The organism is Paraburkholderia azotifigens (genome assembly GCF_007995085.1).
GTDB classification, from domain to species: Bacteria; Pseudomonadota; Gammaproteobacteria; order Burkholderiales; family Burkholderiaceae; genus Paraburkholderia; species Paraburkholderia azotifigens.
Genome location: NZ_VOQS01000001.1, coordinates 3299250 through 3324461, shown reverse-complemented (window position 1 = coordinate 3324461; position 25212 = coordinate 3299250). Strand labels below are relative to the sequence as shown.

The window sequence follows — 25212 nt, the reverse complement described above, 5'->3', positions numbered from 1 at the left end:
TCAAACGCCGACGCAGTCCGCCTCCTGAGCAGACGCAAGACCGGCGAGCGAGATCTGCTGCGAACGCACCTGCAGCAGCTCCGCGCACACCGCGACGGCAATCGACGGCGGCGCCTTGTCGACGATGCCCGGCACGCCGATCGGGCAGGTCATTTCGAACAGACGCTGCGGATCCACCCCGCGATCGATCAGACGGCGTTCGAACTTCACCCGCTTCGTCTTCGAGCCGATCATCCCGAAGTACGTGAAATCGCGCCGCCGCATGATGCGCTCGGCGAGCGCGAAATCGAGCGCGTGATTGTGCGTCATCACGAGAAAGTACGCGCCTGCGGGCGCTTCGTCGACGATCGCGTCGGGCGCATCGGTCGCTTCCACCTGCACGTTCGCCGGCACCTCGTCGGGAAACAGTTCGTCGCGTTCGTCGACCCATTGCACCACGCACGGGAGCCGGCCGAGCAGCGAAACCAGCGCATGACCGACGTGGCCCGCGCCGAACAGGACGACGTGCATCGGTGGCGGCAGCTTCGTCGCATGAGCGCTGCGGCGGCCGATCTGAACGGGCATGTCGGCGAATGACGGAACGTGCAGCATGGCGCGCCTCCTCTTGTGAAGTTCAGGCCGAACGCGAAGCGCGCACCGCACGAATCGCCTTGAGAATTTCCTCGCCCGTCGCGGGCGCGTTCAGCGGCGGATTCACCTTGTAATCGCCGACGGCAGCCACGGCATCGCGGATCGCGAAGAACACGGAGAACGGCAGCAGCAACGGCGGCTCGCCCGTTGCCTTCGAACGATGGATGCTGTCCTCCGCGTTGCGGTTCTTGAAAAGCCGCACGCGGAAATCGGGCGGCGTATCGTTGACGGTCGGAATCTTGTACGTGGACGGCGCGTGCGTCATCAGCTTGCCGCCTGCGTTCCACCACAGCTCTTCCGTCGTCAGCCAGCCCATGCCCTGAATGAAGCCGCCTTCGACCTGGCCCACGTCGATGGCGGGATTCAGCGATGCGCCCACGTCATGCAGCGCATCGGCGCGCAGCACGCGCATTTCGCCCGTCAGCGTGTCGATCACGACTTCCGACACGGCCGCGCCATACGAGTAGTAGAAGAACGGCCGGCCCTGCAGCTTCGCCTGATCCCAGTACAGCTTCGGCGTTGCGTAAAAACCGTCGGACCACAGTTGCACACGCGCGAGATACGCCTTCGCGATCACTTCCTCGAACGGCACGACGGCATCGCCGACCAGCACGCAGTCGCCCGCAAAGCGCACCTGTGCCGCCGTCACTTCGCCTGCGCCGAACTTTTCCGCGGCGAATGCGGCGAGGCGCTCGCGCAACTGGCGCGCGGCATCCTGCGCGGCCTTGCCGTTCAGATCCGAACCTGTCGATGCAGCGGTGGCCGACGTATTCGCGACCTTCGATGTATCCGTGGCCGTCACGCGCACGCGGCCAAAGCTCACGCCGAGTTCATGCGCGACGACCTGCGCGACCTTCGTGTTCAAACCCTGGCCCATTTCCGTGCCGCCGTGATTCACGAGCACCGAGCCATCCGTATAGATATGAACGAGCGCGCCCGCCTGGTTGAAGTGCGTCACGTTGAACGCGATGCCGAACTTGACGGGCGTGAGCGCAAGGCCCTTTTTCAGCACGTCGTTGTTGCGGTTGAATTCGAGCACTTCGGCGCGGCGGCGGCGATAGTCACTCGTCGCTTCGATCTCGTCGATCAGTTCGTGAATCACGTTGTCTTCGACGATCTGCCCATACGGCGTCTCGTTGCGCTCCGTCTTGCCGTACAGGTTGCGGCGGCGCACGTCGAGCGAATCCTTGCCGAGCGAACGCGCGACATCGTCCATGATGTACTCGATCGCGAACGCACCCTGCGGGCCGCCGAAGCCACGGAACGCCGTGTTCGACTGCGTGTTCGTCTTGCCGCAGAAACCGTCGATCGCCACGTCCGACAGGAAGTACGCGTTATCGAAGTGGCACACGGCGCGCGTCATCACGGGGCCGGACAGGTCGGCGGAAAAGCCGCAGCGCGACGTCATGCCGACGGACACGCCTTCGATCAAACCCTCGTCGTCGTAACCGACGTCGTACGTATAGTGGAAATCGTGGCGCTTGCCCGTGACCATCATGTCGTCGTCGCGGTCCGGACGCAGCTTCACGGGACACAGCAGCTTCCATGCGGCAAGCGACGCGCAGCACGCGAACAGGCCCGATTGCGATTCCTTGCCGCCGAAGCCGCCGCCCATCCGTCGGCACTCGACCAGCACGTTGTGCGAATGCACGCCCAGCACGTGCGCGACGAGATGCTGCATTTCCGTCGGGTGCTGCGTCGAGCACCACACGTGCATGCCGTCGTCGTCCTTCGGTACCGCGTACGAAATCTGTCCTTCCAGATAGAACTGCTCCTGGCCGCCGAGCAGCATTTCGCCCGCTTCCCGATGCGCCGCGTGCTGCAGCTTCGACGCGGCATCGCCACGCGCGAGCTTCATCGGCGGAATCACGCTCTGGTTCGCGGCACGCGCCTGTTGCGCCGTCAGCACGGCGGGCAGTTCCTCGAATCCGATGTCTGCGCGACGCGCGCCGAGACGCGCTGCATCGTGCGACGTCGCGACGACGATGAACATCGGCTGGCCGACATACTGGACGATGCCGTCCGCGAGAATCGGATCGTCGCCTTTGACGATGGGCGCGCAGTCGTTGTGGCCTGGGATGTCGTCCGCCGTGAAGACGGCAACGACGCCCGGCGTCGCGCGCACCTTGTCGAACGACATCGACACGATCTTCGCGTGTGCTTTCGGCGACAGCCCGAGCGCCGCGTGCAGCGTGCCGGCGAGCTCGGGGATGTCGTCGGTGTAGGTGGCGCGGCCGCTCACGTGCAGATGCGCGGATTCGTGCGGACGCGATATGTGCACTTGCGTAAAGTCGGCGAGTTCTTTCGCGTCTTTCAGGAACGGTTCGGCTTGCTGGTTCATTCTGCGGGTTCTCCGTATTCGATCCGTTCGCTATCAGGCGTCCGCGCCAGCGGCGACCACTGCGCGCACGTCGAGCGCGCTCTTTTGCAGCGGATTGTTCGGGCGCGTTTCGAGCCAGAAGCGGTACAGCGTGTTCTTCGCGGCTTCGAGGCGGTAGTCGCTGGTGGCGCGCATGTCGGACAGCGGCTGATAGTCCCTCGCGAGCGCGAGCATCGCGCTCTGCGCGGTCGCTTCGTGCCAGTCGTTGTCGGCGAGCGCGGCTTCGGCGTGCGTCGCGCGCTTCGGCGTCGCGGCCATCCCGCCGAACGCGATGCGCGGCTCGCGGATCGTTTCGCCGTCGGCGATGAACGAGAACGCGGCGCACACAGCGGAAATATCCGAGTCGAAGCGCTTCGAAATCTTGTAAGTACGGAACTGGAAGTGCTTGCGGGCCGCATTACGCGCGGGCACCTTCAGGCCGACGACAAACTCGTGCGCGGCCATGTCCTTCTTCTGATACGCGAGGTACAGGTCTTCGAGCGCCAGTTCGCGTTCGACGTCCCCGCCGCGCAGCACGACGCGCGCGCCCAATGCGATCAGGCCCGGCATCGAATCGCCGATGGGCGAGCCGTTCGCCACGTTGCCGCCGAGCGTGCCCGCATTGCGGATGGGCAGCGACGCGAAGCGCTGCCACATCTCGGTCAGTTCGGGATACTGCTTCGCGAGCTCGGCGTACGCGCGCTCGAGGGTCACGCCGGCGCCGATGGAAATCCAGTCTTGCGTGACGTCGATCTTCTGCATCTCGGCGATCTGGCCAACGTACACGATATGGCCGAGGTCCCGCATCATCTTCGTGACCCACAGGCCGATGTCGGTGCTGCCCGCGAGAATCCGCGTGTCGGGCGCTGCGGCCTTGATCTGCGCAAGCGCGGCGACGGTGCGCGGCGCGTCGAACTGCTGGCCGTTGTGCTCGTAGTGGAAGGTCGCGCCGCGTTCGAGCGTCGCCAGCTTCTGCGCGAGCACTTTCACGTCGACGGGCGCTTTCGGCGCGGGCAGCTGGAACATGCGCTCGGCCGCCTCGATGATCGGCCGATAGCCTGTGCAGCGGCACAGGTTGCCCGTCAGCGCGTTGGCGATATCGGCGCGGTTCGGCACCGTTTTGTTCGCGCACGCGTGCTCGTGACCGTGCTTCTCGTACATCGACCACATCGACATCACGAAGCCCGGCGTGCAGAAGCCGCATTGCGAGCCGTGGCACTCGACCATCGCCTCCTGCACCGGATGCAGGCTGCCGTCCGGCTGGCGCAGGTCTTCGACGGTGAAGAGCGCCCGGCCGTCGAGCGTCGGCAGAAACTGGATGCACGCGTTGACGGCCTTGAAGCTGACGCCGCCCGCGTCGTTGCGCTCGCCGACCACCACCGTGCACGCGCCGCAGTCGCCTTCCGCGCAGCCTTCCTTGGTGCCTGTGCAGCGAGCGTCCTCGCGCAGGTATTGGAGAACGGTGCGGGTGACGGGCGCGTCGGTGATTTCACGGATCGCGTTGCGGTGGTAAAAGCGGATCGGCTGGCTCATGTCTCGTGCTCGTTTCGGTTGTTCGCGTCCGCGTCGGGCGTGCGGCCGGTGCGGCTGATGGTTCGAAAAGTAGCATCATCAATATTCACAACCCATAGGCCCGATCGCATGGGGGACATACAGCTGGAGCGATAAATTGAGATCGTCGCGGACGGCTGGGCTTATGTTTGAATGTCTTGTTTGAGATGTTTTACGATTTTTGTCTGATTTACGCCAACTTCATTGGCACTGGCCGGCGGTGAAGCGTCAGAAAAATTGATGGAAAGCCGTCAGATTGCGCTATGAGACCGTTTTTCCGGCAAGAAAATTATTAAGCAAAGCCTGCAAGGGAATCGGTTCCATGGGAAAATCACGGCTCCCCGCCAAATTCAAGTCTCGTTTTCCCCATGTCCGTCGACTCCGCTACACCGCGCAGCGAATTTGCGACCACTTTGCAGATCATTCCGGTCGTTTTCTTCACGTTTCTTTGTTATCTGACGATCGGCATTCCGCTAGCCGTGCTGCCGGGTTACGTCCACGACGACCTGGGCTACAGCGCCGTGATCGCGGGCCTTGCGATCAGCGTCCAGTATTTCGCGACGCTGGCGTCGCGTCCGCTCGCCGGCCGTTCGGCCGACACACTCGGGCCGAAGAAGACGGTGACGATCGGCCTGCTCGGCTGCGGCGCGAGCGGCGTGCTGTTGCTGCTTGCCCTGCTGCTGGGCCGCTGGCCGACGCTGAGCCTGACGCTGCTGGTGCTGAGCCGGCTGGTGCTTGGCTTCGGTGAGAGCCTGTGCGGCACGGGCGCGATCCTGTGGGGCATCGGACGCGTCGGCACGTCGAACAATGCGCGCGTGATCTCGTGGAACGGCATCGCCACGTACGGCGCGCTGGCGGTCGGTGCGCCCGTCGGCGTATGGATCTCGCATAGCGTGGGCTTTTTCGCGCTGGGGGTTGTTGTGATCGCGCTGGCGGCGCTGGGCTACACGCTTGCTCAGCGGATCGGAGCCGTGCCTGTCGTGCATGGCGAGCGGATGTCCTATCGCAGCGTGTTCACGCGCGTGCTGCCGCATGGTATTGGACTGGCGCTCGGGTCGGCGGGCTTTGGCTCGATTGCGACGTTCATCACGCTGTTTTATGCGGCGCGGCATTGGCCGAATGCGGCATTGTCGCTGACGGTGTTTGGTACGCTGTTTGTCGGCGCGCGGCTGCTGTTTGCCAATACGATCAAGACATACGGCGGGTTTCGGGTCGCGATCGCTTCGTTTTCGTTCGAATGCGTCGGGTTGCTGTTGTTGTGGCTTGCGCCTGAGCCTCATGTGGCGCTTGCTGGCGCTGCCTTGACCGGCTTCGGGTTTGCTTTGGTGTTTCCGGCGTTGGGCGTCGAGGCCGTCGGGCTTGTGCCACCTGCCAGCCGCGGCGCGGCTTTGTCGGCTTATTCAGTGTTCCTCGATCTCTCGCTGGGGATTACCGGGCCGCTCGCCGGTTATATCGCTGGCGAGTTTGGCTACGGTTCCGTGTTCCTGTTCGCTGCTATCGCTGCCGCAGCTGCCGTTGCTCTGTCGACCATGCTGTATTTGCGCAATGCGCGGACGCCTAATGCGCCTGCGGCGGCTTAAGGTTTTTTGCTGCGCTGGCATCCGCGATTTCATGTCGGTTTGCTAGCGTTGCCCCTGTGCGGGGGCAATGCCTGAAGCACCGATACGAAATCGCGGATGCCAGCGCAGCAAAAAGCAATCCAGCGACTAGCGTCGCAGACAGACTAAAAACCCTAATCCCTACCAGCGGCCAAAGCCCGCTCCAACGCCGCCACGCCAGCTGGCAAATCCACCCCCGCCCCAAGCTCGGACATAGTCTGCCCAAACGCATGCAACGTGCGGAAAAGATTATGCGCGCGAGCCTGCTCGCCCATCTGTCCGATGCGCACGATCGGCAGCCCGAACGATCCGGAAATCTCGACCTGGTGATACCGCGAAATATGCCCGCAAATATCCGCAGGCGTCAGCGCAGAACCCGAAGCGACAGGCACCTCAATCCCCACGACGGAATTCAACCGGCACTCAGCAGGCGCATACAGCTTCAATCCCATTGCGCTGATCCCCGCCTGCAACGCAAGCGAACATCTCAAATGCCGCGCGAATCGCTTCTCCAGCGTCTCCGCGCACACGAGCCGCAGCGCCTCGTGCAGCGCCAGCACACCCGACACGGGCGCCGTGTAGTGATACCCCGCGTTGTGCCAGAAGTTCTCGGCCAGCGACGCATCCAGGCACCAGTGCGGACTCGCATCCTTGCGCCCCTTCACACGTTCCCACGCCGCATCGGAAAACGCGATCAGCGACACGCCCGGAATCGACGACAACCCCTTTTGCCCGCCCGTGATCACGGCATCGATGCCCCATGCGTCCATGTCAAGCGGCATCGTCGACAGCGTGCACACGGCATCCACGACGACCAGCGCGCCCGCCTGTTTCGCCAGCGCCGCGATGTCCTTCAGGTGGTAGTTCCAGACGGTATTCGACGTCTCGCCCTGCACGATCGTCACGATCTCGGGACGCGTGCGGCGGATCGCTTCTTCCACCTGCTCGAGTGTCGCGACCGCGCGGTCCTCGACTTCGAGCAGCGACACGTCCGCGCCGACGCGCCGCCCCATCTCCGCCATCCGCGCGCTGAAAAAGCCGTTCCTGATGCTCAGCACGCGTGTGCCCGGCCACGCGAGATTGGAGATCGCCATTTCCATCGCGGCCGAACCCGGTCCCGCGACGCCCAGCACCCACTTCGAGTTCGTCTGGAACACGTAGCGGGCCATCGTCTTCACCTGTCCGACCACCTTGGCCATCGTGTTGCCCAGATGGTTGATGACGATCGCATTCGCCTTCGCGACGGCGGCGGGAATCGGCACGGGGCCGGCGCCCATCATCAGCAGCGGTTCTTCGGGAAGAATCGCATCGAGCGATTCGACTTCAGGACAGGGAACGACGTTGGACGTTGTAATGGTCATGATCGGTACGCATGAAACGGAAGTGAACGTTGCAGGAAAAATGGCCCGCCGCGCGCAGCAGCACCTGCGGGCGGCGGGCCATCGTTCGATCATTCACCCATCTGTCCGTTTGCGCAAGGGATGCATCCCGGTCTTTGCGCGCCGGATTGTCACTTGACCTCTTTGCGAACGAAGTTCTTGCCCGTCTCCTTGCGATAACGCTCGACATAGTCTTCCGTCAGCTTGCCTATCGCCTGCCCGATCTTCCGGTAGTCCGATTCGTTGAGATTCGCGAGCGACACGCGCCCCGACGGATGCTTCGTGCCGAATCCCATGCCCGGCAGCAACACGACGCGCGCCTCGCGTGCCGGACGGAACAGCAGCTCCGACGCCTCGGCGTTCTTCAGCAGCCAGTCGACGAACTCGCGGCCATACGCGCGCTCGCCGAAGTACTCCATATCGATGATCGTGTAGTAATCGACCTGGTTCGCATCCTTCTCGTCGAAGGCGATGCCGATCTCTTCGTACAGCGCGCGCTTGCGGCTGCGGATCAGCCGCTTGAGCGCGTTCTTGTAGGCGTCGGGCGTGTCCAACAGCGAGAACAGCACCATCTGCATCTGCTGCGGCGTCGACAGCCCCGCCGTGTGATTCAGCGCGACGGTGCGGCTGTCGGCAACCAGCCGGTCGATGAACTTGAGCTTGTCCGGCTCCGTCGTGATCGACTCATAACGCTTGTGCAGGATCTTCTTCGTGTCCTTCGGCAGTTCGGCGATCAACCGGTCGAGAATGTTGTCCTTGTGCGTCGCGATCGTGCCGAGCCGCCAGCCCGTCGCACCGAAATACTTCGAGTACGAGTACACGAGAATCGTGTTCTTCGGCGCGAGCGCGAACAGCGACACGAAGTCGTCGGCGAACGTGCCGTACACGTCGTCCGTCAGCAGGATCAGATCCGGGCGTTCCTTGACGATCTACGCGATGTATTCGAGGCTCTCGTCGCTGATCCGCACGGACGGCGGATTGCTCGGGTTCACGAGGAAGAACGCCTTCACCCTGGGATCGCGCAGCTTGTCGAGTTCGGCATTCGAGTACTGCCAGTTGTTCTCGACGTCGGCATCCAGATTGACCACGTTCAGCTCGTAGTCGTTGAGCGTCGGAATCTCGATGTACGGCGTGAAGACCGGGCGCCCGAGCGCGATCGTGTCGCCCGCCTTGATCAGGTGGTTCTGCTTCATCGTGTTGAAAATGTACGTCATCGCGGCCGTGCCGCCTTCGACAGCGAAGATGTCGAACTCGCCGACGAACGGATACTTGCCGATCATCTCGCGCCGCAGATACTGCCCTACGATCACCTCCGACAGCTTCAGCATGCGGTCGGGCACCCGGTAATTCGACGCGAGAATCCCTTTGCACATCTCGTAGAGAAAGTCGGTGCCCGACAGGCCCAGCTGATCGCGCACGTACGTTGTACGCGGTGACGATGTTCGCTTGCAGGCGCAGCGTGTCGGCCTCGGACAGGCCGAGCTTCGCGACGGCTGCCGATGCCGTGCCGATTACCGCCGATTCCGTCGCCGCACCCGCCAGCAGCCCGGCCGCCGTGCCCGGATCGAGATGCAGGAGCGCGACGGCGAGCATCACGAGCGCGAGCACCGAGACGATTTCGACGACGGACAGCATCCCGTAGCGCCAGCCGCGCCCGACATTGGCGAAGGATTGCGACCCGCCCGTGAAGCCGAGCGCGAAGATGAAGAGCGCGTGAAGAGCGCGAACGCGATGTTCTTGAGGTCGGGCCCGAGGCGCGCGCCCGTCTGCCCGAGCAGCAGCGACACGATCAGCGTGCCGCACACGCCGCCCAGCTGGATCGGACCAAATCTGAACGACCCAATCAGATATCCGAGTGCAAGACTCGCGAACGGCGCAATCTCCGGTGGAGACTTAAGCAATTCGGCGACCATGTTCGGATTTCCCGGCAAAGCGGATCGTTGTATGAATCTTTTTAAAAGTAGCGTGCACGATAATCCACGCGGCCTTTAGCCGCGTTAAATTAAAATGCGCGCAAATATGTCCCGGAATAAACCGGTTTTATTCGAAACGGAAAATAAATGCGCCGCACTGACGGGCATGCGTCAGATCGGGATGGAGCGGCGATGAGAAAGCTGAAATCAGCTTGTATTGCTTGCTTTGACAGGCATCGTTCCCTCGCAAAGTTGTCGAACAACCCGGAACATCGTTCTGTCGCCTGATGGCATTTTTATGTCCGCATTTCGACCGCGCGGAAATCGTATCGACGATTTCCGCCAAATGACGGGATGGCGGCCCTTTTATAATCGCGAAACGGCCTCATCGTTTTTATAGATATTGTAATCGCCAGCGACTGTCAATATCATTTTTAAGCCGGATCTCCAAAATTCCTGTACGGGCAAATTGCATTCAATATGCCCGTATTACACCCGACAAAAGGCCGATGCAGACATGTCTGCCGCACGCCACCACCGGGTCAACGACGCGCGGCAGCACCGCGCTTTAGAGGGCGCCACCATGAATCAGATCTACGCAATGCGGGTCTTTGTCCGGGTCGCCGAAACACAGAGCTTCCGACGTGCGGCCCAGCAACTGAAGGTATCGAATGCGCTGGTCACCCGTTCGATCGCCACACTCGAGGCGCATCTGCACGCGCGCCTCATCAACCGCACCACGCGCAACCTGTCGCTGACGGAAGCCGGCACGCACTATCTGGAAGGCTGCCGCGGACTGCTCGAGGAACTGGATCATCTGGAAGGTTCCGTCGCGGGCACCGAGCGCGAGCCGGGCGGGACGCTGCGCGTCGTCGCGACGGGCGCGCTGTCGCCGCAGGCGCTCACGCAGTTGCTCGACGGCTACCGCCGGCATTATCCGAAGGTGCACATCCGCCTCACGCTCGCCGAGCGCATGCCGCACCTGATCGAAGACGGCTACGACGTCGGGCTCTTTATCGCGGGGCCGCTGGCGACGGCGGGCGCGGCGGCCGAGGTCGACAGCATCGAGTTGTCGTTCGCGGCGCAGCGCCTCGTGGCGTGCGCGGCGCCGTCCTACCTGGCCGCGCGCGACGAGCCGCACCACCCCGAGCATCTGGCGCTGCACTCGTGCATCGCGACGCCCTCCGAGCAGCGTGCCCCCGCCGTCTGGCATTTCGTCGACAGCGACGGCGACGCGCACCCTGTCGCGCTCGATCCGTCGTACACGGTCAACAGTCCGCTGCTCGTGCGGCTGGCGGCGATCGCGGGCATGGGCATCGCCGTGCTGCCCGAGTCGCTGGTCGCCGACGACTTCGCAACGGGCACGTTGAAGCGCATCATGCAGGGTTATACCGTCGATGAATCGCAGGCGAAGGTGTCGCTCGTGTATCCGCGCCGCCGTCATTTGCCTGCGAAAACGCGTGCATTCGTCGACTACACGGTCGAGCATGCGGGCAGTCCCGCAGCCGTCCTGCCCGCCGTCGCGCATGCCATCGTCGCGCACGACCTGCATCTCGCGCGGCACGCGTCGTAAGCCGCGTATCGCCGTCCCGCCCCGACGACTCCGCACAGGAGGAACATGAGGAGATCCGAGCCATGCGCATGATCCTGTTCAGCAGCCGCCAGTACGACATCGACACGTTCACCGAGGCGAATGCCGCGTTCCGCTACGAGTTGCATTTTCAGGAGTCGCATCTCGAAGCGGACACGGCGATTCTCGCCGAGGGCTATGAGGTCGTGTGTCCGTTTGTCAACGACAGCGTCGACGCCGCGACGCTCGAACGCCTGCACGCGGGCGGCACGCGTCTCATCGCACTGCGCTCGGCGGGCTTCAACCACGTCGATCTGGCGGCCGCGCAGCGCCTTGGCATCGGCGTCGTGCGCGTGCCCGCCTATTCGCCGTATGCGGTCGCCGAGCACGCCGTCGGCATGATCCTCGCGCTGAACCGCAAGCTCGCGCGCGCCGTCGCCCGCACGCGCGAAGGCGATTTCTCGCTGAACGGTCTGCTCGGTTTCGATCTGCACGGCAAGACGGTCGGCGTGATCGGCACGGGCATCATCGGCCGCTGCTTCGCGCGCATCATGGCGGGCTTCGGCATGCAGGTGCTCGCGCACGATCCCGGGCCGCCCGCGACCGAACTGCTCGCGCTCGGCGGACGCTATGTGCCGCTCGATACGCTGCTCGCGGATTCGGACATCGTCAGCCTGCATTGCCCGCTGCTGCCGTCCACGTACCACCTGATCGACAGCCACGCGCTCGCGAAGATGAAGCGCGGCGCGATGCTGATCAACACGGGGCGCGGCGGTCTGGTTGAAAGCAACGCGCTGGTCGGCGCGCTCAAGAGCGGCCAGCTCGGACATCTCGGACTGGATGTGTACGAGGAAGAAGGCGGCATCTTCTTCGAGGATCACTCGAATCTGCCGCTGCAGGACGACGTGCTCGCGCGCCTGCTGATGTTTCCCAACGTGATCGTCACCGCGCACCAGGCGTTCTTCACGCGCGAGGCGATGACGGAGATCGCACAGACGACGCTCGGCAACGTCGAAGCGTGGCGCGACGGCGCGCCGCGCAATGTCGTCGAGGCGCCGCCCGCGAGCGGCTGAAGTATCGCGCCGGCGCCCGCTCGACAAACGCGCTGGCGAGTCCCCAGATGCTCACGGCCTGGCGCGCGGCGCGCCGCTCGCTTCGGCCGAAGTGGGCCGCAACGCCGTGCGCGCGTCGTCGGACGCGCCGCAGTACTGGCGCAGCAGCGCGGCCTCGCGCTCGTGCACTTCCACCGGAAACCAGACGGCGCCCGCCGCCATCATGTAGCGCGCACGATGCTGCCCGTTGCGGAACGCAACCACGCCTTCGCGTTCCAGCCTGAGCACGCCGAGCAGACCCGGCGCGCGGCGCGTCGTGATCGTCACATAGGGCATCTGCGGAATGCGCGTACTTGAAGGATCGAGAAATTCGCGGATGCCGCGCAGCTTCCCCCCATGCCATTCCTGCACGGGTCGCAGCACGTAATCGGTGTCGTCGCGGTCGGCGCACGCGATCAGCTTGCGCGCATCGACGAGCACGACCTGATGCCGGGTGCCGTCCGTCGTGAAGACGCGCTTCAGGCGCACATGTCCATAGGGCGGGTGATCGTGCAGCGGCACGATCCAGACGGGTTCGCTGCCGGACGACGGCGAACTCGCGGGTGACGTAGTCGGTAATTCCATCAGGGTGGACATAGGGCGTACTCCTTGCGCCGGTGCGTGCGCGCGCCCTGGCTGTTCAAAATTCGCCTAAGCTACGAGTCGATTGTTAAAACAGCGTGACGTGCGGACAAGCAATTCGCGCTGCATCGCCGCCCGTTCGCCACGCATCGTTGCTCAGGCTTTGCTTTCCCGTTTAGCGGTCGTTTTGCGCGCTTCTTTAGGGTGTCGATGTGCGCGCAGCCGTTTTTGCATGATGCTTTTCATTCAGTGTAGGTTTTTGCGAAAGCTTCTCAGCGGAGCGAGCGATGGTTAGCGAACAGTTCGGCGAACATGTGCGAATCGAAACTGCACAAAAACCCCCAACTGCACAGAATCAGCAAGGTGCGCGCCCGCTCGATGCCGTCGCAACGATCGTCATCGACCGGCCCGCGCGCCGCAATGCCGTCGACCGTCCGACGGCGGAAGCCCTGTCGGCCGCATTCCAACACTTCGAAGCCAACGACGCATGGCGGGTCGCGGTGTTGACGGGCGCGGGCGGCACGTTCTGCGCTGGCGCGGACCTCACTGCTCTACAGGACGACGCGCGGCGCAACGAATTGCACGCCGACGGCAGCGGCCCCGGACCGATGGGACCGACGCGCATGATGTTCACGAAGCCCGTGATCGCGGCGATCGCGGGTCATGCGGTGGCGGGCGGTCTGGAGCTGGCCGCAATGTGCGATCTGCGCGTGGTCGAGGAAGACGCCGTGCTGGGCGTGTTCTGCCGGCGCGTGGGGATTCCGCTGATCGACGGCGGCACGATCCGGCTGCCGCGTCTGATCGGCCAGTCTCGCGCACTCGATCTGATTCTCACGGGCCGCGCCGTCACCGCGGACGAAGCGCTCGCGTTCGGTCTCGCGAATCGGGTGGTGCCGAAGGGCGCGGCGCGCGCCGCCGCCGAGCAACTGGCCGCCGAACTGGCCGCATTTCCGCAGGCGGCGCTGCTCGCGGACCGCCGCTCCGTCTACGAAAATTCGCCGCTCGACAATCTTCCCGAAGCGCTGCGCCGCGAAGGCGCGGGCGGTTATCAGGCCGTGTTCGCGCAAGGGCTGGCGGGCGCGGCCGCGTTCGCCTCGGGCGCGGGCCGTCACGGCAGCGCGCTCGACAAAAAAGTCCCTTGAAATAAGGGCTTTTGCTGCGCAATCGCATCGGGATCGACGAAATACAACAGTGCGCGCCGCAGACCGCACAGCCGAATTGGCTTAGGTACAATCCCCTGCTGATTTACCCCTGCCGACGTCTGCGCACTCGTCCCGAAAGCGCGCGACGGCAACGCGCACGGCGCTTCCGTCCGCCGCCGCAACCCTCCCGTGAAAGTCCCGTCATGCCTTTGCCCCTGCTTGCACTTGCCGTTGCCGCGTTTGGAATCGGTACCACCGAATTCGTCATCATGGGGTTGCTGCCCGATGTCGCGCGCGACCTGAGCGTGTCGATTCCGGCGGCCGGGATGCTCGTGTCGGCGTATGCGCTGGGCGTGACGATCGGTGCGCCCATCGTTGCGATCGCGGTCGCCAACATGCCGCGCAAGAAAGCGCTGATGAGCCTGATCGGCATCTTCATTCTCGGCAATCTGCTGTGCGCGATCGCGCCGGGCTACGCGGTGCTGATGGCCGCGCGCATCGTCACGGCGTTCTGTCACGGCGCATTCTTCGGCATCGGTTCCGTCGTCGCGGCCGGGCTCGTCGCGCCGAACCGCCGCGCGCAGGCCATCGCGCTGATGTTCACGGGTCTCACGCTCGCCAACGTGCTCGGCGTGCCGCTCGGCACGGCGCTCGGCCAGGCCGTCGGCTGGCGCGCGACTTTCTGGGCCGTGACGGGCATCGGCGTGCTTGCTGCTGTCGCGCTCGCGCTGTGCCTGCCGTCGAAGATCGACATGCAGAAGGCCAGCCTCGTCCGCGAATTCACGCTGCTGAAAAATGCGCAGGTGCTAATGGTGCTCGGTACGAGCGTGCTGGCGTCGGCAAGCCTGTTCTCGACCTTCACCTACATCACGCCGATTCTCGAAGACGTGACGGGCTTCACGCCGCACGCCGTGACAATGGTGCTGCTGCTGTTCGGCCTCGGGCTCACGGTGGGCAGCACGCTCGGCGGCAAACTCGCGGACTGGCGCCCGGTGCACTCGCTGATGTCGTTCCTGCTCGCGATCGTCGCGATCCTGTCGATCTTCGCGGTCACGATGCGCAGCGAAATCCCCGCGATGATCACGATCTTCCTGTGGGGCATGCTCGCGTTTGCGATCGTGCCGCCGCTGCAGATGCTGATCGTCGACCGCGCGAGCAGCGCGCCGAATCTGGCCTCGACGCTCAACCAGGGCGCCTTCAACCTCGGCAACGCGACGGGCGCGTGGCTCGGCGGCATGGCGATCGGTGCGGGCGCGCCGCTCGCGTCGCTGCCGTGGGTCGGCGTCGCGACGGCGGCGGGCGCGGTGGCGCTGACGTGGTGGTCGGTGTCGCTGGACCGGCGTTTGCCCGTCGCCGGCTGAGTCCTCACGCGGCATACCCGCCATCACACGGTGCATCTGACACATTGACATACGTGCGGTGTAGCATCTCGCCCGATGAAAGTCGTCTTCTCCCGTGATTTCCTCGCGCTGATCCTGAGCGTGGCCGTCGTCGGCCTCGGCAGCGGCGCGACCCTTCCCCTCACTGCCCTCGCGCTGACGCAAGCGGGCTACGGCACCGACGTCGTCGGCCTGCTGACGGCCGCGCAGGCGGGCGGCGGCCTGCTCGTCGTGCCCGTCGCCGGCTGGATCGCCGCGCGCTGCGGCGGCCGGCACGCGATCATCGGCGCGGTGCTGATCGTCGCGATTGCCACCGCGCTGATGCAGCTCACGCCGAATCCGTTCGCCTGGGCCGTGTTGCGCGTACTGTGCGGCGCGGCGCTGATGCTGCTCTTCACGATCGGCGAGGCATGGGTCAACCAGCTCGCCGACGATGCGTCGCGCGGCCGCGTCGTCGCCATTTACGCGACCAACTTCACGCTGTTCCAGATGGCGGGCCCCGTGCTCGTCAGTCAGATCGCGCAGTTCGATCATTGGCGTTTTCTGATCTGCGGCGCGATCTTTCTGATCGCGCTGCCCGTGCTGTCGATGATCCGCTCAGCACCGCACGCATCCGACGAACACGAGCCGCACGGCAGCTGGCGCCATGTGTTGCCGCAGATGCCCGCGCTTGCTATCGGCACGGGCTTTTTCGCGCTGTTCGATACGATCGCGCTGTCATTGATGCCGCTCTTCGCGATGGCGCATGGCGTCGCGAGCGAAGTGGCCGTGCTGTTCGCAGCGGCGCTGCTGCTCGGCGATACGACGATGCAGTTCCCGATCGGCTGGCTCGCGGACCGGCTCGGGCGCGAGCGCGTGCATATCGGCTGCGCGGTGCTCGTCGTCGTGTTGCTGCCGCTCTTGCCGTGGGCCGTGCAGTCGCCATGGCTGGGCTGGCCGCTGCTTTACGTGCTGGGCGCGGCGGCGGGCGCGATCTACACGCTGTCGCTCGTCGCGTGCGGCGAGCGCTTTCGCGGCGTGGCGCTGGTGTCGGCGAGTTCGCTCGTCGGCGCGTCGTGGAGCTTGGCGAGTTTCGGCGGCCCGCTGATCGCGGGCACGTTGATGAAAAGCGTCGGCAACGACGCGATGATCGGCGTCGTGCTCGTCAGCGCGTTCGCGTTTCTTGCGGCCGCGCTGTGGGAAAAGCGGCGCGGCGTGGTGAACGCGGCGTCCTGACGATGCGAAAAAAATCCGCGCGGGGCGTATCGCCACGCGCGGATTTCATGACGCTACGGCGTCACTTGTGCGCCGGCAAAATCTCGCCGACGCACGCGCCGAAGCCGACGCGATAGCCGTCGCCCTGGCACCATCCCGCGAGCGTCAGTTCGTCGCCGTCTTCGATGAACGCGCGCGTGCTGCCGTCCTTCAGTTGCAGCGGATTTTTGCCGTTCCAGGTCAGTTCCAGCAAGCTGCCGAACGAATCTGCCGTCGGACCGCTGATCGTGCCCGAACCCATCATGTCGCCGACGCGCGTGTTGCAGCCCGACACCGTGTGATGCGCGAGCTGCTGCGCCATCGTCCAGTACATGTGGCGGAAGTTGGTGCGCGAGATCGTGGTCGCCTCGTTCGCGCCTTGCGGCTTCAGCAGCACTTCGAGCGAAATATCGAAGCCATGCTCGCCCGCGTGCCGCAGGTAATCGAGCGGCTGCGGATCCTGCACCGGCTGCGCGACGCGGAACGGTTCGAGCGCGTCGAGCGTGACGATCCACGGCGAAATGGTCGTCGCGAATCCCTTCGAGTTGAACGGTCCGAGCGGCACATATTCCCATTGCTGGATATCGCGCGCGCTCCAGTCGTTCAGCAGCACCATGCCGAAGATGTGATCTTCTGCCTCATCACAGGCGATCGGTTCGCCGAGCCTGTTGCCCCGTCCGACGATAAACCCCGTCTCCAGTTCGATATCGAGCTTGCGGCATGCGCCGAACACCGGCCGCTCCTGATCGGGCAGCTTCAATTGCCCGTTCGGACGACGCACGGGCGTGCCGCTCACCACCACCGACGATGCCCGCCCGTTGTACCCGATGGGGATCTCCGACCAGTTCGGCAGCAGCGCGTTCTTCGGGTCGCGGAACATCGAACCGACGTTGGTCGCATGCTCTTTCGACGAATAGAAGTCCGTGTAGCCCGGAATCTGCACGGGCAGGTGCAGCGTCGCATCGGCCTGGCGGATCAGCGCGCGGCTACGCAGTTCGCCGTCGTCGCGCAACGTCGCGTTATCGCGCGAGAGCAGCTTGCTCAGCTGGATGCGCACGCTGCGCCACGTATCGCGGCCCAGCGCGATGAAGTCGTTCAGCGAGTCGCGCACGAAGACGCTGTCTCCCTTGCTCGACGACGGCACCGTCAGCAGACCCGCGCTTTCGAGCGCGGCCAGATCGACGATGCAGTCGCCGATCGCGACGCCCGCGCGGTGCGTAGCATTCAGACCGTCGCTGAAAATGCCGAACGGCAGGTTCTGGATCGAAAAATCACAGGACGGATCGTTCGCCGATTCGACCCAACTCTTGCGCGACGCGTCGAGCGTCGCCTGAAGATCGCTCAATGCGTTCATCGTTGCTCCGGGTTGAAGTATTTCTTGAGGCCTTGCCAGCACTCGAAGTAATGCGCCTGAAGCTGCGCCGTTTCGAGTGCGAAACGGGTCGGCTTGATCAGCGTGCGCGTCTCGAACATGAAAGCCATCGTGTTGTCGACCTTGTTCGGCTTGCTGGTGTCGATGTTCGATGCTTTCTCGAACGTGCCGGCGTCCGGCCCGTGGCCCGACATGCAGTTGTGCAGGCTCGCGCCGCCGGGGACGAAGCCTTCCGCCTTCGCGTCATACGCGCCGTGCACGAGGCCCATGAACTCGCTCGCGACATTGCGGTGAAACCATGGCGGGCGGAACGTATCTTCGGCGGCGAGCCAGCGCGGCGGGAAGATCACGAAGTCGATCGTATCGACACCCGGCGTGTCGCTCTGCGATTGCAGCACGAGGAAGATCGACGGATCGGGATGGTCGTAGCTGATCGAACCGATCGTGTTGAAGTGGCGCAGATCGTATTTGTACGGCGCGTAGTTGCCGTGCCACGCGACCACGTCGAGCGGCGAATGGCCGATGTCCGCGCGCCACAGATGGCCGTTCATCTTCGTGACCAGTTCGAAGTCGCCTTCGCGGTCTTCGTAGGCGGCGTGCGGCGTGAGGAAGTCGCGCGGATTCGCCAGTCCGTTTGAGCCGATCGGGCCGAGATCCGGCAGACGCAACTGCGCGCCGAAGTTCTCGCAGATATAGCCGCTCGCCTTGCCGTCCGGCAGCGCCGCCGAAAAGCGCACGCCGCGCGGAATCACCGCGATTTCGAACGGCTCGACTTCGAGCTTGCCCAGTTCCGTGAAGATCGACAGGCGCCCCGCCTGCGGCACGATCAGCAGCTCGCCGTCGGCGTTGTAGAAGAAGCGGTCCTGCATCGACTGATTGGCCGCGTACACGTGGATCGCGCAACCGTTCATCGATTCCGCCGAACCATTGCCCGCCATCGTCACCCAGCCGTCGATGAAATCGGTCGGCTCGACGGGCATCGGCAGCGGGTCCCAGCGCAGCTGGTTGGGCGGCGTCGGCGGCACCTCGGCGAAATTCGCGACCAGACGATGCGACGGCAGCGCCGTGAATGGCTGATGCACGGCCGCCGGGCGGATCCGGTACAGCCACGAGCGCCGGTTGTGGCCGCGCGGCGCCGTGAACGCGGTGCCCGAGAGCTGCTCCGCGTACAGGCCGTACGGTGCGCGCTGCGGCGAGTTGCGGCCTTGCGGCAGCGCGCCGGGCAATGCCTCGGTGGCGAATTCGTTGGCGAAGCCGGATTGGTAGCCCGGCTGGATTTCGTGTCGTGTGCTCGATTCCATGCAGTGATCTCCGTTGATGCAGTGGCCGCGCGCTCTCGCCTCGCCGCCGACGTTTTACGAATAGTAAAACAGATTATGATTAGTGAAATTAACGTTAACCCGTAGTTGGTCTGCGATCGCCACACGGACGACGAAATCCATATCAGTATTTGGTGCATGAAAGAGCAGCGGCCGCTGCTACCATCGGATCATGCGGCCTGCGCCGCAATCCCTGTCCGCTCCCCACGTATTCATGATTCCGCTGACCATCACCGAACTCGTCGACCGCGCCTCCACTCATCCGTTTCTCGGCGAGCACCTGCGAATGGGCACCGGCCCGCGCAGCGGCGAGGCCATCGCGACCTACGGCGACGTCGAAATCGGCAGCAGTTACGAGCCGATCTTCGACATCAGCGTGCATGCGCTCGCGCAGTCGCTGTCGTCGTCGCCGGATAGCGCGGACCGTTTCGGCGACGAACTCGGCGTCCAGGCCATTACGCAACTGGTCGACGGCACGCCGCTCGACGCCTTCGATCCGTTCGATCACGTACCCGACGACCAGCAGCTCGTCGCGCTCGACCGCATGTCGCGCGCGATGCATGCGATCAACTTTTTCGGCCCGCAGCGGCACGGGCTGCTGTTCCTGCGCGTGCATGAGCGGCTGTTGAAAAGCGTGCGCTACGACCACGGCCGACATTTCTCGACCGTGCTGATGTCATTTGGATTGAATCCGTCGCGCGTGGTGATCGAGTTGCCGCCCGCTGCGGTTGCGCATCGGACGTTTCTTGGTTATCTGACCAAGAGCTATCAGCACTACGGATTCAAGGTGGCCGGCAATCTGCCGAATGCTGGGCAGATCCTGTCCGTGTCGGACATGGCGAGACTGGATTTCGTCAAGATGGACGCCGCGGCGGCGTTGCGCGATTCGATGGTGAAGCCGCTGGTCAGCTATGCGAACCGGCTGAAAATTCCGTTGATCTTCAATCGCGTGGCGACGGAAGCGCAGTTCGATCTTCTGCAGCAGTACGACGTGCGATTCGTGCAGGGACCGCTATTCGTCGTGCACGAAAATCGGACGGCTTGAGATTGTTCAAGGGCTGTCGCCCAGACGACGCGCGAGCGCCTTGAGACGCGGCGCGACCATTTCCCGGAACACGCTCTCCCCCATCGACGACGCCGGTCCGCTGCAGCTCAGCACCAGCAGCCGGCCATCGCGCGGATCGCTGAAAGGCACGGCCACCGCGTTCACGTCATCGTGCCAGTCGCGAAACGAATAGCAGCAGCCTTCGCTCGCGTACGTGTCGATTTCCTTTTGCGCCTGCGCGACCAGTGCCGCGCCTTCGTCGCCCGCTTCCCGCTGCAGTTCGGCGAGCAGTGCAGCGCGCGCGTCGGCGGGCTGGACGGCGAGATAGGCGCGGCCCATCGAACTCGTCAACATCGACAGTTTCGAACCCGACGCGAGACCGAGCGTGAGCGCTGTCTCGCTGCGGATCGTCTCCAGATAAATCATATCGAGACCGTCTCGGCAGCCGAGCGAGACGGCTGCGCCGACTTCGCGCGCGAAATGGCGCATATGCGGACGCGCGAGTTCGAGCGTGTCGGTGCCCGACAGCAGCGCGAAACCAAGCGACAGCACGCCGGCGTCGAGCGCGTACTTGCCGAGCGCCTCGTCGAAGCGAAGATAGCCGAGCACCGTCAGCGTATACGCGAGCCGGTTCACCGTCGCCTTCGGCAAACCCGTGCGCTCGACGAAATCGCGATTGCCGAGCAGCGCCTCGCCCGGCCGGAACGCGCGCAGCAAATCGAGTCCGCGCGCCAGCGCGACGACGAACTTGCGCTCGTCAATGGCATCGGACATGCGCGTCGACACGGACATGGCGGATATCGGGGATGTTGTGGATGCGGATTTTGGCATCGGGTGCTACACTCAATCGTCGTTTTGCAAAACATTGTTTCGCATAGCGGAACTCAAGTCAAGCATTTGGACGGTAGAGAGCGCCAGAAGGCCCGCTTCCGTCGACAAGGAGATACGTCATGGCAGCCGCCGCGCAGTTCAATTGGGAAGATCCGCTGCTCCTGAACCAGCAGCTCACGGAAGAAGAACGCATGGTGCGCGACGCCGCGCAGGCCTACGCGCAGGACAAGCTCGCGCCGCGCGTGCTCGAAGCCTTCCGCCACGAGAAGACGGACGTCGCGATCTTCCGCGAAATGGGCGAACTCGGGCTGCTCGGCCCGACCATTCCCGAGCAGTACGGCGGCCCCGGCCTGAACTACGTGAGCTATGGGCTGATCGCACGCGAAGTCGAACGCGTGGACTCGGGCTACCGCTCGATGATGTCGGTGCAGTCGTCGCTGGTAATGGTTCCGATCTTCGAATTCGGCTCCGATGCGCAAAAGGACAAATACCTGCCGAAGCTCGCTTCGGGCGAGTGGATCGGCTGCTTCGGCCTGACGGAGCCGAATCACGGCTCCGATCCGGGCAGCATGGTCACACGCGCGAAGACAGTGGACGGCGGCTATTCGCTGTCCGGTTCGAAGATGTGGATCACCAATTCGCCGATCGCCGACGTGTTCGTCGTCTGGGCGCAGCTTGAAACGGACGGCAAGGACGAGATTCGCGGCTTCATTCTCGAGAAAGGCTGGAAGGGTTTGAGCGCTCCGGCGATCCACGGCAAGGTCGGCCTGCGTGCGTCCATCACGGGTGAGATCGTTCTCGATGAAGTGTTCGTGCCCGAAGAAAATCTGATGCCCGGCGTGAAGGGTCTGCGCGGGCCATTCACCTGTCTGAACTCGGCGCGATATGGCATCGCGTGGGGCGCACTCGGCGCGGCGGAATCCTGCTGGCACACGGCGCGTCAGTACACGCTCGATCGCAAGCAGTTCGGCCGCCCGCTCGCCGCGAACCAGCTGATCCAGAAGAAGCTCGCCGACATGCAAACCGAAATCACGCTCGGCCTGCAAGGCGTGCTGCGCCTCGGCCGGATGAAGGACGAAGGCACGGCGGCCGTCGAGATCACGTCGATCATGAAGCGCAACTCATGCGGCAAGTCACTCGACATCGCCCGCATGGCGCGTGACATGCTCGGCGGCAACGGCATTTCGGACGAATTCGGCGTCGCGCGGCATCTGGTAAATCTGGAAGTCGTGAACACCTACGAAGGCACGCACGATATTCACGCGCTGATCCTCGGACGCGCACAGACGGGCATTCAGGCGTTTTTCTGACGCAGCCGGATCGCCAGGCAAGCACTAAAGCAAAAAGCCCGCGTTCTTGAGGAACGCGGGCTTTTCTTTTCGCCGGGTATCAGAAGCCGATGCTTACTTGTTCGGCTGCGGCGTCAGACGCAGATACGGACGCAGCGCCTTGTAGCCCTTCGGGAACTTGCGCCTGATCTCTTCCTCGTCCTTCAGCGACGGCACGATGACGACGTCGTCGCCATGCTTCCAGTTGCCGGGCGTCGCGACCTGATAGTTGTCCGTCAGCTGCAGCGAGTCGATCACGCGCAGCACTTCGTCGAAGTTGCGGCCCGTGCTGGCCGGATACGTGATGATCAGACGCACCTTCTTCTTCGGGTCGATGATGAACAGCGAGCGCACGGTCAGCGTTTCGTTCGCGTTCGGATGAATCATGTCGTACAGCTGCGAGACTTTGCGGTCGCCGTCAGCGAGAATCGGAAAGCCGACGCTCGCGGCCTGCGTCTCGTTGATATCCTTGATCCACTCGTTGTGCGACTCCTTGTTGTCCACGGACAACGCGATCGTCTTCACGTTGCGCTTCTCGAATTCGCCGGCGAGCTTCGCGGTCAGGCCGAGTTCCGTCGTGCAGACAGGCGTAAAGTCGGCCGGATGCGAGAACAGAACGCCCCAGCTGTCACCGAGCCATTCGTGGAAACTGATGCGGCCAATGCTCGACTCCTGCTCGAAATCGGGTGCGACGTCGCCAAGACGTAGACTCATAGTGCAGCTCCTGGAAATGTTCAATGATGTGTTCGAATGTTCCGCCGGGCCTGCCCCGGGCGAAGGGTACAAATTAGAGCATACGGGACGAGCCCATGCACTTCTAACGAACATTCGCTAAAACGCTTATCAGTTTTTGTAATTTTCTCGCCGATGTACGAAACTTAACGGGACAGATCAACTCCATCAAGCGATGGTGTGCTCTGCACAGTCATGAGCGCAACGTTCGAAGCGGGCACAATGGAACGCCCGCGACGTGCGGGAACGCTTCATGCGACCGCGTTCGGGAAATTGCGCGCGATTTGCGCGTAACCCATGCGCACGGTCCGCTGGCTCGCCACCGGCCGTTTCTTTGGTTACGATTCACGCGTAGCGTGCACGAAGGGAGCAGTCAATGTCGGAAGTCAACAAGGAGAGATTGATGTCGGATATCAAAACCGTACTCGCAGACGCGGAAGATCTGCTGAAGCAGGCCGCGAGCGCCACGGGCGAACGCGCTTCTGAACTGCGCGAGACGGCGCTCTCGCGTCTCAAGCAGGCGAAGGAAAAGGCAGCCGACGTGCAGGTCGTGGTCGTCGAGAAAGGCAAGAAAGCCGCTCGCGCCACGGACGACTATGTCCACGAGCATCCGTGGGCGTCGATCGGCATTGCAGCCGGTGTCGGCGTGCTGGTTGGCCTGCTGATCAATCGCAAGTAACGCGCGTGAAGCCGCCGGCCGCGCACTCGGGCGGCCGGCGCGCCTCGCTGACAGGCAGACGGGCGCGCGCGCCCTGTCTGCACCTTCTTCGCGCATCCTCGCGCGCAACACGCTGACGCCATGATCAATACACAATCGCAGAGCGAGGACCGCGGGCCACTGCGGCGCATTCTCAGTTCGTTCTTTTCGATCCTGCAGACACGGCTCGAACTGATCGGCATCGAACTGGCCGAAGAAAAGGACCGGCTGCTGATGGTCCTGTTCATGGGCCTCGCTGCCATGATGCTCGCGACGATGGCATTGATCGCGCTGACTGCGCTGGTCGCGATCGCGTTCTGGGACACCTACCGGTGGCAGGCGCTTGCCGGCATCACTGTCGTCTATGCCGTGGCGGCCATCGTCTGTGCGTTGCGGGCTCGCAGCGGCTTGCACAATGCCCCGATGATCTTCGAAGCCACGCTGCACGAGTTCGAGAAAGACCGCGAGATTTTCCGCAAACGCTGAACGCAGCTGCGCCCTCTTCCCTGTCCATCGCCATCGATCAACTCTATGAGCCAGGTCCAATCCGATAACGCCTTCCGCAGCCGCCGACCGACCGCCAAAGACCTGAGCGCGCCGCATCTGCGCGCGCTGCGCAAGGAACTGCTGATCGTGCGCGCGGACGTCGAGCGCATGGAACTCGCGCAGGCAACCCTCGAACTGCGCCACGCCGTCACGCACTTCAGCTGGCTCAAGTTCCTCGTACCGGGCTTCGGCGCGGCGAGCGCCATGCCTTGGGGACGGCGACGCGGCGCTGCAGGCGGAATTGGCGCCTTGCTCAAGGAATATCCGCTGATCAGCTCGATTGTGTCGCTGGTGCTCGCCAAGCCGATTCGCCATACCGTGCTGGGCGCGGCGAAGCCAGCCCTGAAGTGGGGCAGCGTAGGCCTCGCCGTCTGGGAAGCGTTTCGCATCTATCAGCAGGTGAAGCGCGAATCGCGCAAACCGGCTGCGTCCGGGGCGGCGACCGACGCCGAGATGAACCCGCCCTGACGGGGCGCGTGCCGAACGCGTTTTCATCTAGCGCGCGCTCCAGCATTCGTCGGAGGCGGCTGTGCCCCGATTGCTCCTCAAACCCGTTGCATCGAGTATGAGCGTGCCGCACGCGTCGTCGGCCATCGGGCCGTTGTCGAGCGGTTGCGCTTCGAGCGCATAGCCGCCGTTCGTATCGTCGGCGGGCAGGATGCGCAACCGGTAGATCGCCCGCCCGCCTTGCGGCGCCTGATCGAGACCAGATGGCAATGGCGCTCCGTCTGCATGCGCGGCCGACTCGGCGAACTGCGCCGCGCGAAACAGTGCGGACGCCGCATCCGTTCTGTGTGCCTTTGCGATATGCGCGAGATAGGACGGGATGGCATAAGCGGCAAGCGTCGCCGCGATCGCCAGTGCGACGACCAGTTCGAGCAATGAGAACGCGCGTGTGTCCGGTTTCATGTCGAC

22 protein-coding genes and 2 pseudogenes are annotated in these 25212 nt (G+C 63.9%); 12 read left to right on the top strand and 12 right to left on the bottom strand.

The genetic code is table 11. The annotated features are described in order from the left end of the window. The 3 genes from xdhC to xdhA are packed head-to-tail and all read right to left on the bottom strand — an operon-like array spanning position 1 to position 4522. Positions 1 to 591, bottom strand: a complete 591-nt coding sequence (gene xdhC, locus FRZ40_RS14930; protein WP_147234526.1) for a xanthine dehydrogenase accessory protein XdhC — start codon at positions 589 to 591, stop codon at positions 1 to 3. A gap of 22 nt (positions 592 to 613) precedes the next feature. After that, the gene (gene xdhB, locus FRZ40_RS14925; RefSeq protein ID WP_147234525.1) at positions 614 to 2971 is read right to left on the bottom strand and encodes a xanthine dehydrogenase molybdopterin binding subunit; all 2358 of its coding nucleotides are present in this window, start codon (positions 2969 to 2971) and stop codon (positions 614 to 616) included. A gap of 33 nt (positions 2972 to 3004) precedes the next feature. Further along, positions 3005 to 4522 carry a xanthine dehydrogenase small subunit gene (xdhA, locus tag FRZ40_RS14920; protein WP_147234524.1) on the bottom strand — a complete coding sequence of 506 codons (1518 nt, stop codon included), beginning with the start codon at positions 4520 to 4522 and terminating at the stop codon, positions 3005 to 3007. 386 nt (positions 4523 to 4908) lie between these two features. Here xdhA and FRZ40_RS14915 point away from each other — a divergent pair, with 386 nt between their 5' ends. Beyond that, entirely contained in the window at positions 4909 to 6120 is a 1212-nt protein-coding gene (locus tag FRZ40_RS14915) for an MFS transporter (RefSeq protein ID WP_147234523.1), read from the top strand. Positions 6121 to 6272: 152 nt separating this feature from the next. Here the strand turns inward: FRZ40_RS14915 and FRZ40_RS14910 are convergent, their stop codons facing one another. After that, positions 6273 to 7499: a pyridoxal-phosphate-dependent aminotransferase family protein gene (locus FRZ40_RS14910; protein WP_147234522.1), complete on the bottom strand. Its 1227-nt coding sequence runs from the start codon at positions 7497 to 7499 to the stop codon at positions 6273 to 6275. On the opposite strand from FRZ40_RS14910, the gene FRZ40_RS44040 reads away from it, so the two are divergent. Next, a complete protein-coding gene (locus FRZ40_RS44040; protein ID WP_158647001.1) occupies positions 7492 to 7656 on the top strand; it encodes a hypothetical protein in 165 nt (54 codons plus the stop codon). The two genes, FRZ40_RS14910 and FRZ40_RS44040, sit on opposite strands and share 8 nt — an antisense overlap. Here FRZ40_RS44040 and FRZ40_RS14905 read toward each other — a convergent pair. Then, a pseudogene (locus tag FRZ40_RS14905) lies at positions 7649 to 8941 on the bottom strand (bifunctional aspartate transaminase/aspartate 4-decarboxylase); the annotation flags it as partial. The gene FRZ40_RS44040 and the pseudogene FRZ40_RS14905 sit on opposite strands and share 8 nt — an antisense overlap. Beyond that, positions 8937 to 9430 (bottom strand): annotated as a pseudogene (locus tag FRZ40_RS14900) (aspartate-alanine antiporter-like transporter); the annotation flags it as partial. The pseudogenes FRZ40_RS14900 and FRZ40_RS14905, both read right to left, overlap by 5 nt. A 583-nt stretch (positions 9431 to 10013) precedes the next feature. Here FRZ40_RS14900 and FRZ40_RS14895 point away from each other — a divergent pair. Together FRZ40_RS14895 and FRZ40_RS14890 are read left to right on the top strand one after the other, a co-directional pair. Further along, positions 10014 to 11003: a LysR family transcriptional regulator gene (locus FRZ40_RS14895; RefSeq protein ID WP_028371974.1), complete on the top strand. Its 990-nt coding sequence runs from the start codon at positions 10014 to 10016 to the stop codon at positions 11001 to 11003. Between the two features lie 62 nt (positions 11004 to 11065). Further along, on the top strand, positions 11066 to 12073 hold the full coding sequence (locus FRZ40_RS14890) for a 2-hydroxyacid dehydrogenase (RefSeq protein WP_028371973.1): 1008 nt from the start codon (positions 11066 to 11068) through the stop codon (positions 12071 to 12073). 51 nt (positions 12074 to 12124) lie between these two features. On the opposite strand, the gene FRZ40_RS14885 is transcribed toward FRZ40_RS14890, so the two are convergent. After that, a complete protein-coding gene (locus FRZ40_RS14885) occupies positions 12125 to 12688 on the bottom strand; it encodes a plasmid fertility inhibition factor family protein (protein ID WP_147234521.1) in 564 nt (187 codons plus the stop codon). 272 nt (positions 12689 to 12960) lie between these two features. On the opposite strand from FRZ40_RS14885, the gene FRZ40_RS14880 reads away from it, so the two are divergent. The 3 genes from FRZ40_RS14880 to FRZ40_RS14870 all read left to right on the top strand — a co-directional run bounded on the left by FRZ40_RS14880 (position 12961) and on the right by FRZ40_RS14870 (position 16409). After that, positions 12961 to 13815, top strand: coding sequence for a crotonase/enoyl-CoA hydratase family protein (locus FRZ40_RS14880; RefSeq protein ID WP_147234520.1), 855 nt, complete (start codon positions 12961 to 12963; stop codon positions 13813 to 13815). Positions 13816 to 14018: 203 nt separating this feature from the next. After that, positions 14019 to 15176: an MFS transporter gene (locus FRZ40_RS14875; RefSeq protein ID WP_147234519.1), complete on the top strand. Its 1158-nt coding sequence runs from the start codon at positions 14019 to 14021 to the stop codon at positions 15174 to 15176. A gap of 75 nt (positions 15177 to 15251) precedes the next feature. Next, positions 15252 to 16409, top strand: a complete 1158-nt coding sequence (locus FRZ40_RS14870) for an MFS transporter (protein WP_147234518.1) — start codon at positions 15252 to 15254, stop codon at positions 16407 to 16409. 61 nt (positions 16410 to 16470) lie between these two features. Here the strand turns inward: FRZ40_RS14870 and fahA are convergent, their stop codons facing one another. Together fahA and hmgA are read right to left on the bottom strand one after the other, a co-directional pair. Next, on the bottom strand, positions 16471 to 17781 hold the full coding sequence (gene fahA, locus FRZ40_RS14865; RefSeq protein WP_028371968.1) for a fumarylacetoacetase: 1311 nt from the start codon (positions 17779 to 17781) through the stop codon (positions 16471 to 16473). Continuing rightward, positions 17778 to 19100 carry a homogentisate 1,2-dioxygenase gene (gene hmgA, locus FRZ40_RS14860; RefSeq protein ID WP_147234517.1) on the bottom strand — a complete coding sequence of 441 codons (1323 nt, stop codon included), beginning with the start codon at positions 19098 to 19100 and terminating at the stop codon, positions 17778 to 17780. Before hmgA ends, fahA begins: the two co-directional genes overlap by 4 nt. Before the next feature lie 232 nt (positions 19101 to 19332). On the opposite strand from hmgA, the gene FRZ40_RS14855 reads away from it, so the two are divergent. Beyond that, on the top strand, positions 19333 to 20163 hold the full coding sequence (locus tag FRZ40_RS14855) for an EAL domain-containing protein (RefSeq protein ID WP_028371966.1): 831 nt from the start codon (positions 19333 to 19335) through the stop codon (positions 20161 to 20163). A 6-nt stretch (positions 20164 to 20169) separates the two neighbouring features. Here the strand turns inward: FRZ40_RS14855 and FRZ40_RS14850 are convergent, their stop codons facing one another. After that, positions 20170 to 20937: an IclR family transcriptional regulator gene (locus tag FRZ40_RS14850; protein WP_420873855.1), complete on the bottom strand. Its 768-nt coding sequence runs from the start codon at positions 20935 to 20937 to the stop codon at positions 20170 to 20172. Between the two features lie 176 nt (positions 20938 to 21113). Here FRZ40_RS14850 and FRZ40_RS14845 point away from each other — a divergent pair, with 176 nt between their 5' ends. After that, a complete protein-coding gene (locus FRZ40_RS14845) occupies positions 21114 to 22304 on the top strand; it encodes an acyl-CoA dehydrogenase (RefSeq protein ID WP_147234515.1) in 1191 nt (396 codons plus the stop codon). A gap of 93 nt (positions 22305 to 22397) precedes the next feature. Here the strand turns inward: FRZ40_RS14845 and FRZ40_RS14840 are convergent, their stop codons facing one another. Beyond that, entirely contained in the window at positions 22398 to 23036 is a 639-nt protein-coding gene (locus FRZ40_RS14840) for a peroxiredoxin (protein WP_028371963.1), read from the bottom strand. A gap of 394 nt (positions 23037 to 23430) precedes the next feature. On the opposite strand from FRZ40_RS14840, the gene FRZ40_RS14835 reads away from it, so the two are divergent. The 3 genes from FRZ40_RS14835 (at position 23431) to FRZ40_RS14825 (ending at position 24765) form a co-directional block, all read left to right on the top strand. Further along, a complete protein-coding gene (locus FRZ40_RS14835) occupies positions 23431 to 23733 on the top strand; it encodes an ElaB/YgaM/YqjD family protein (protein ID WP_007584918.1) in 303 nt (100 codons plus the stop codon). A 120-nt stretch (positions 23734 to 23853) separates the two neighbouring features. Further along, entirely contained in the window at positions 23854 to 24237 is a 384-nt protein-coding gene (locus FRZ40_RS14830; RefSeq protein ID WP_147234514.1) for a phage holin family protein, read from the top strand. A gap of 45 nt (positions 24238 to 24282) precedes the next feature. Then, on the top strand, positions 24283 to 24765 hold the full coding sequence (locus tag FRZ40_RS14825; RefSeq protein WP_147234513.1) for a DUF3318 domain-containing protein: 483 nt from the start codon (positions 24283 to 24285) through the stop codon (positions 24763 to 24765). A gap of 27 nt (positions 24766 to 24792) precedes the next feature. On the opposite strand, the gene FRZ40_RS14820 is transcribed toward FRZ40_RS14825, so the two are convergent. Continuing rightward, positions 24793 to 25206, bottom strand: a complete 414-nt coding sequence (locus tag FRZ40_RS14820) for a type IV pilin protein (protein ID WP_147234512.1) — start codon at positions 25204 to 25206, stop codon at positions 24793 to 24795. Between the last annotated feature and the right edge of the window lie 6 nt (positions 25207 to 25212).

Excerpts from the sequence above, each read along its gene's own strand:
- xdhC (WP_147234526.1), bottom strand. The coding sequence starts at position 591 with ATGCTGCACGTTCCGTCATTCGCCGACATGCCCGTTCAGATCGGCCGC.
- xdhB (WP_147234525.1), bottom strand. The coding sequence starts at position 2,971 with ATGAACCAGCAAGCCGAACCGTTCCTGAAAGACGCGAAAGAACTCGCC.
- xdhA (WP_147234524.1), bottom strand. The coding sequence starts at position 4,522 with ATGAGCCAGCCGATCCGCTTTTACCACCGCAACGCGATCCGTGAAATC.
- FRZ40_RS14915 (WP_147234523.1), top strand. The coding sequence starts at position 4,909 with ATGTCCGTCGACTCCGCTACACCGCGCAGCGAATTTGCGACCACTTTG.
- FRZ40_RS44040 (WP_158647001.1), top strand. The coding sequence starts at position 7,492 with ATGGTCATGATCGGTACGCATGAAACGGAAGTGAACGTTGCAGGAAAA.
- FRZ40_RS14910 (WP_147234522.1), bottom strand. The coding sequence starts at position 7,499 with ATGACCATTACAACGTCCAACGTCGTTCCCTGTCCTGAAGTCGAATCG.
- FRZ40_RS14895 (WP_028371974.1), top strand. The coding sequence starts at position 10,014 with ATGAATCAGATCTACGCAATGCGGGTCTTTGTCCGGGTCGCCGAAACA.
- FRZ40_RS14890 (WP_028371973.1), top strand. The coding sequence starts at position 11,066 with ATGCGCATGATCCTGTTCAGCAGCCGCCAGTACGACATCGACACGTTC.
- FRZ40_RS14885 (WP_147234521.1), bottom strand. The coding sequence starts at position 12,688 with ATGTCCACCCTGATGGAATTACCGACTACGTCACCCGCGAGTTCGCCG.
- FRZ40_RS14880 (WP_147234520.1), top strand. The coding sequence starts at position 12,961 with ATGGTTAGCGAACAGTTCGGCGAACATGTGCGAATCGAAACTGCACAA.
- FRZ40_RS14875 (WP_147234519.1), top strand. The coding sequence starts at position 14,019 with ATGCCTTTGCCCCTGCTTGCACTTGCCGTTGCCGCGTTTGGAATCGGT.
- FRZ40_RS14870 (WP_147234518.1), top strand. The coding sequence starts at position 15,252 with ATGAAAGTCGTCTTCTCCCGTGATTTCCTCGCGCTGATCCTGAGCGTG.
- fahA (WP_028371968.1), bottom strand. The coding sequence starts at position 17,781 with ATGAACGCATTGAGCGATCTTCAGGCGACGCTCGACGCGTCGCGCAAG.
- hmgA (WP_147234517.1), bottom strand. The coding sequence starts at position 19,100 with ATGGAATCGAGCACACGACACGAAATCCAGCCGGGCTACCAATCCGGC.
- FRZ40_RS14855 (WP_028371966.1), top strand. The coding sequence starts at position 19,333 with ATGATTCCGCTGACCATCACCGAACTCGTCGACCGCGCCTCCACTCAT.
- FRZ40_RS14850 (WP_420873855.1), bottom strand. The coding sequence starts at position 20,937 with ATGTCCGATGCCATTGACGAGCGCAAGTTCGTCGTCGCGCTGGCGCGC.
- FRZ40_RS14845 (WP_147234515.1), top strand. The coding sequence starts at position 21,114 with ATGGCAGCCGCCGCGCAGTTCAATTGGGAAGATCCGCTGCTCCTGAAC.
- FRZ40_RS14840 (WP_028371963.1), bottom strand. The coding sequence starts at position 23,036 with ATGAGTCTACGTCTTGGCGACGTCGCACCCGATTTCGAGCAGGAGTCG.
- FRZ40_RS14835 (WP_007584918.1), top strand. The coding sequence starts at position 23,431 with ATGTCGGAAGTCAACAAGGAGAGATTGATGTCGGATATCAAAACCGTA.
- FRZ40_RS14830 (WP_147234514.1), top strand. The coding sequence starts at position 23,854 with ATGATCAATACACAATCGCAGAGCGAGGACCGCGGGCCACTGCGGCGC.
- FRZ40_RS14825 (WP_147234513.1), top strand. The coding sequence starts at position 24,283 with ATGAGCCAGGTCCAATCCGATAACGCCTTCCGCAGCCGCCGACCGACC.
- FRZ40_RS14820 (WP_147234512.1), bottom strand. The coding sequence starts at position 25,206 with ATGAAACCGGACACACGCGCGTTCTCATTGCTCGAACTGGTCGTCGCA.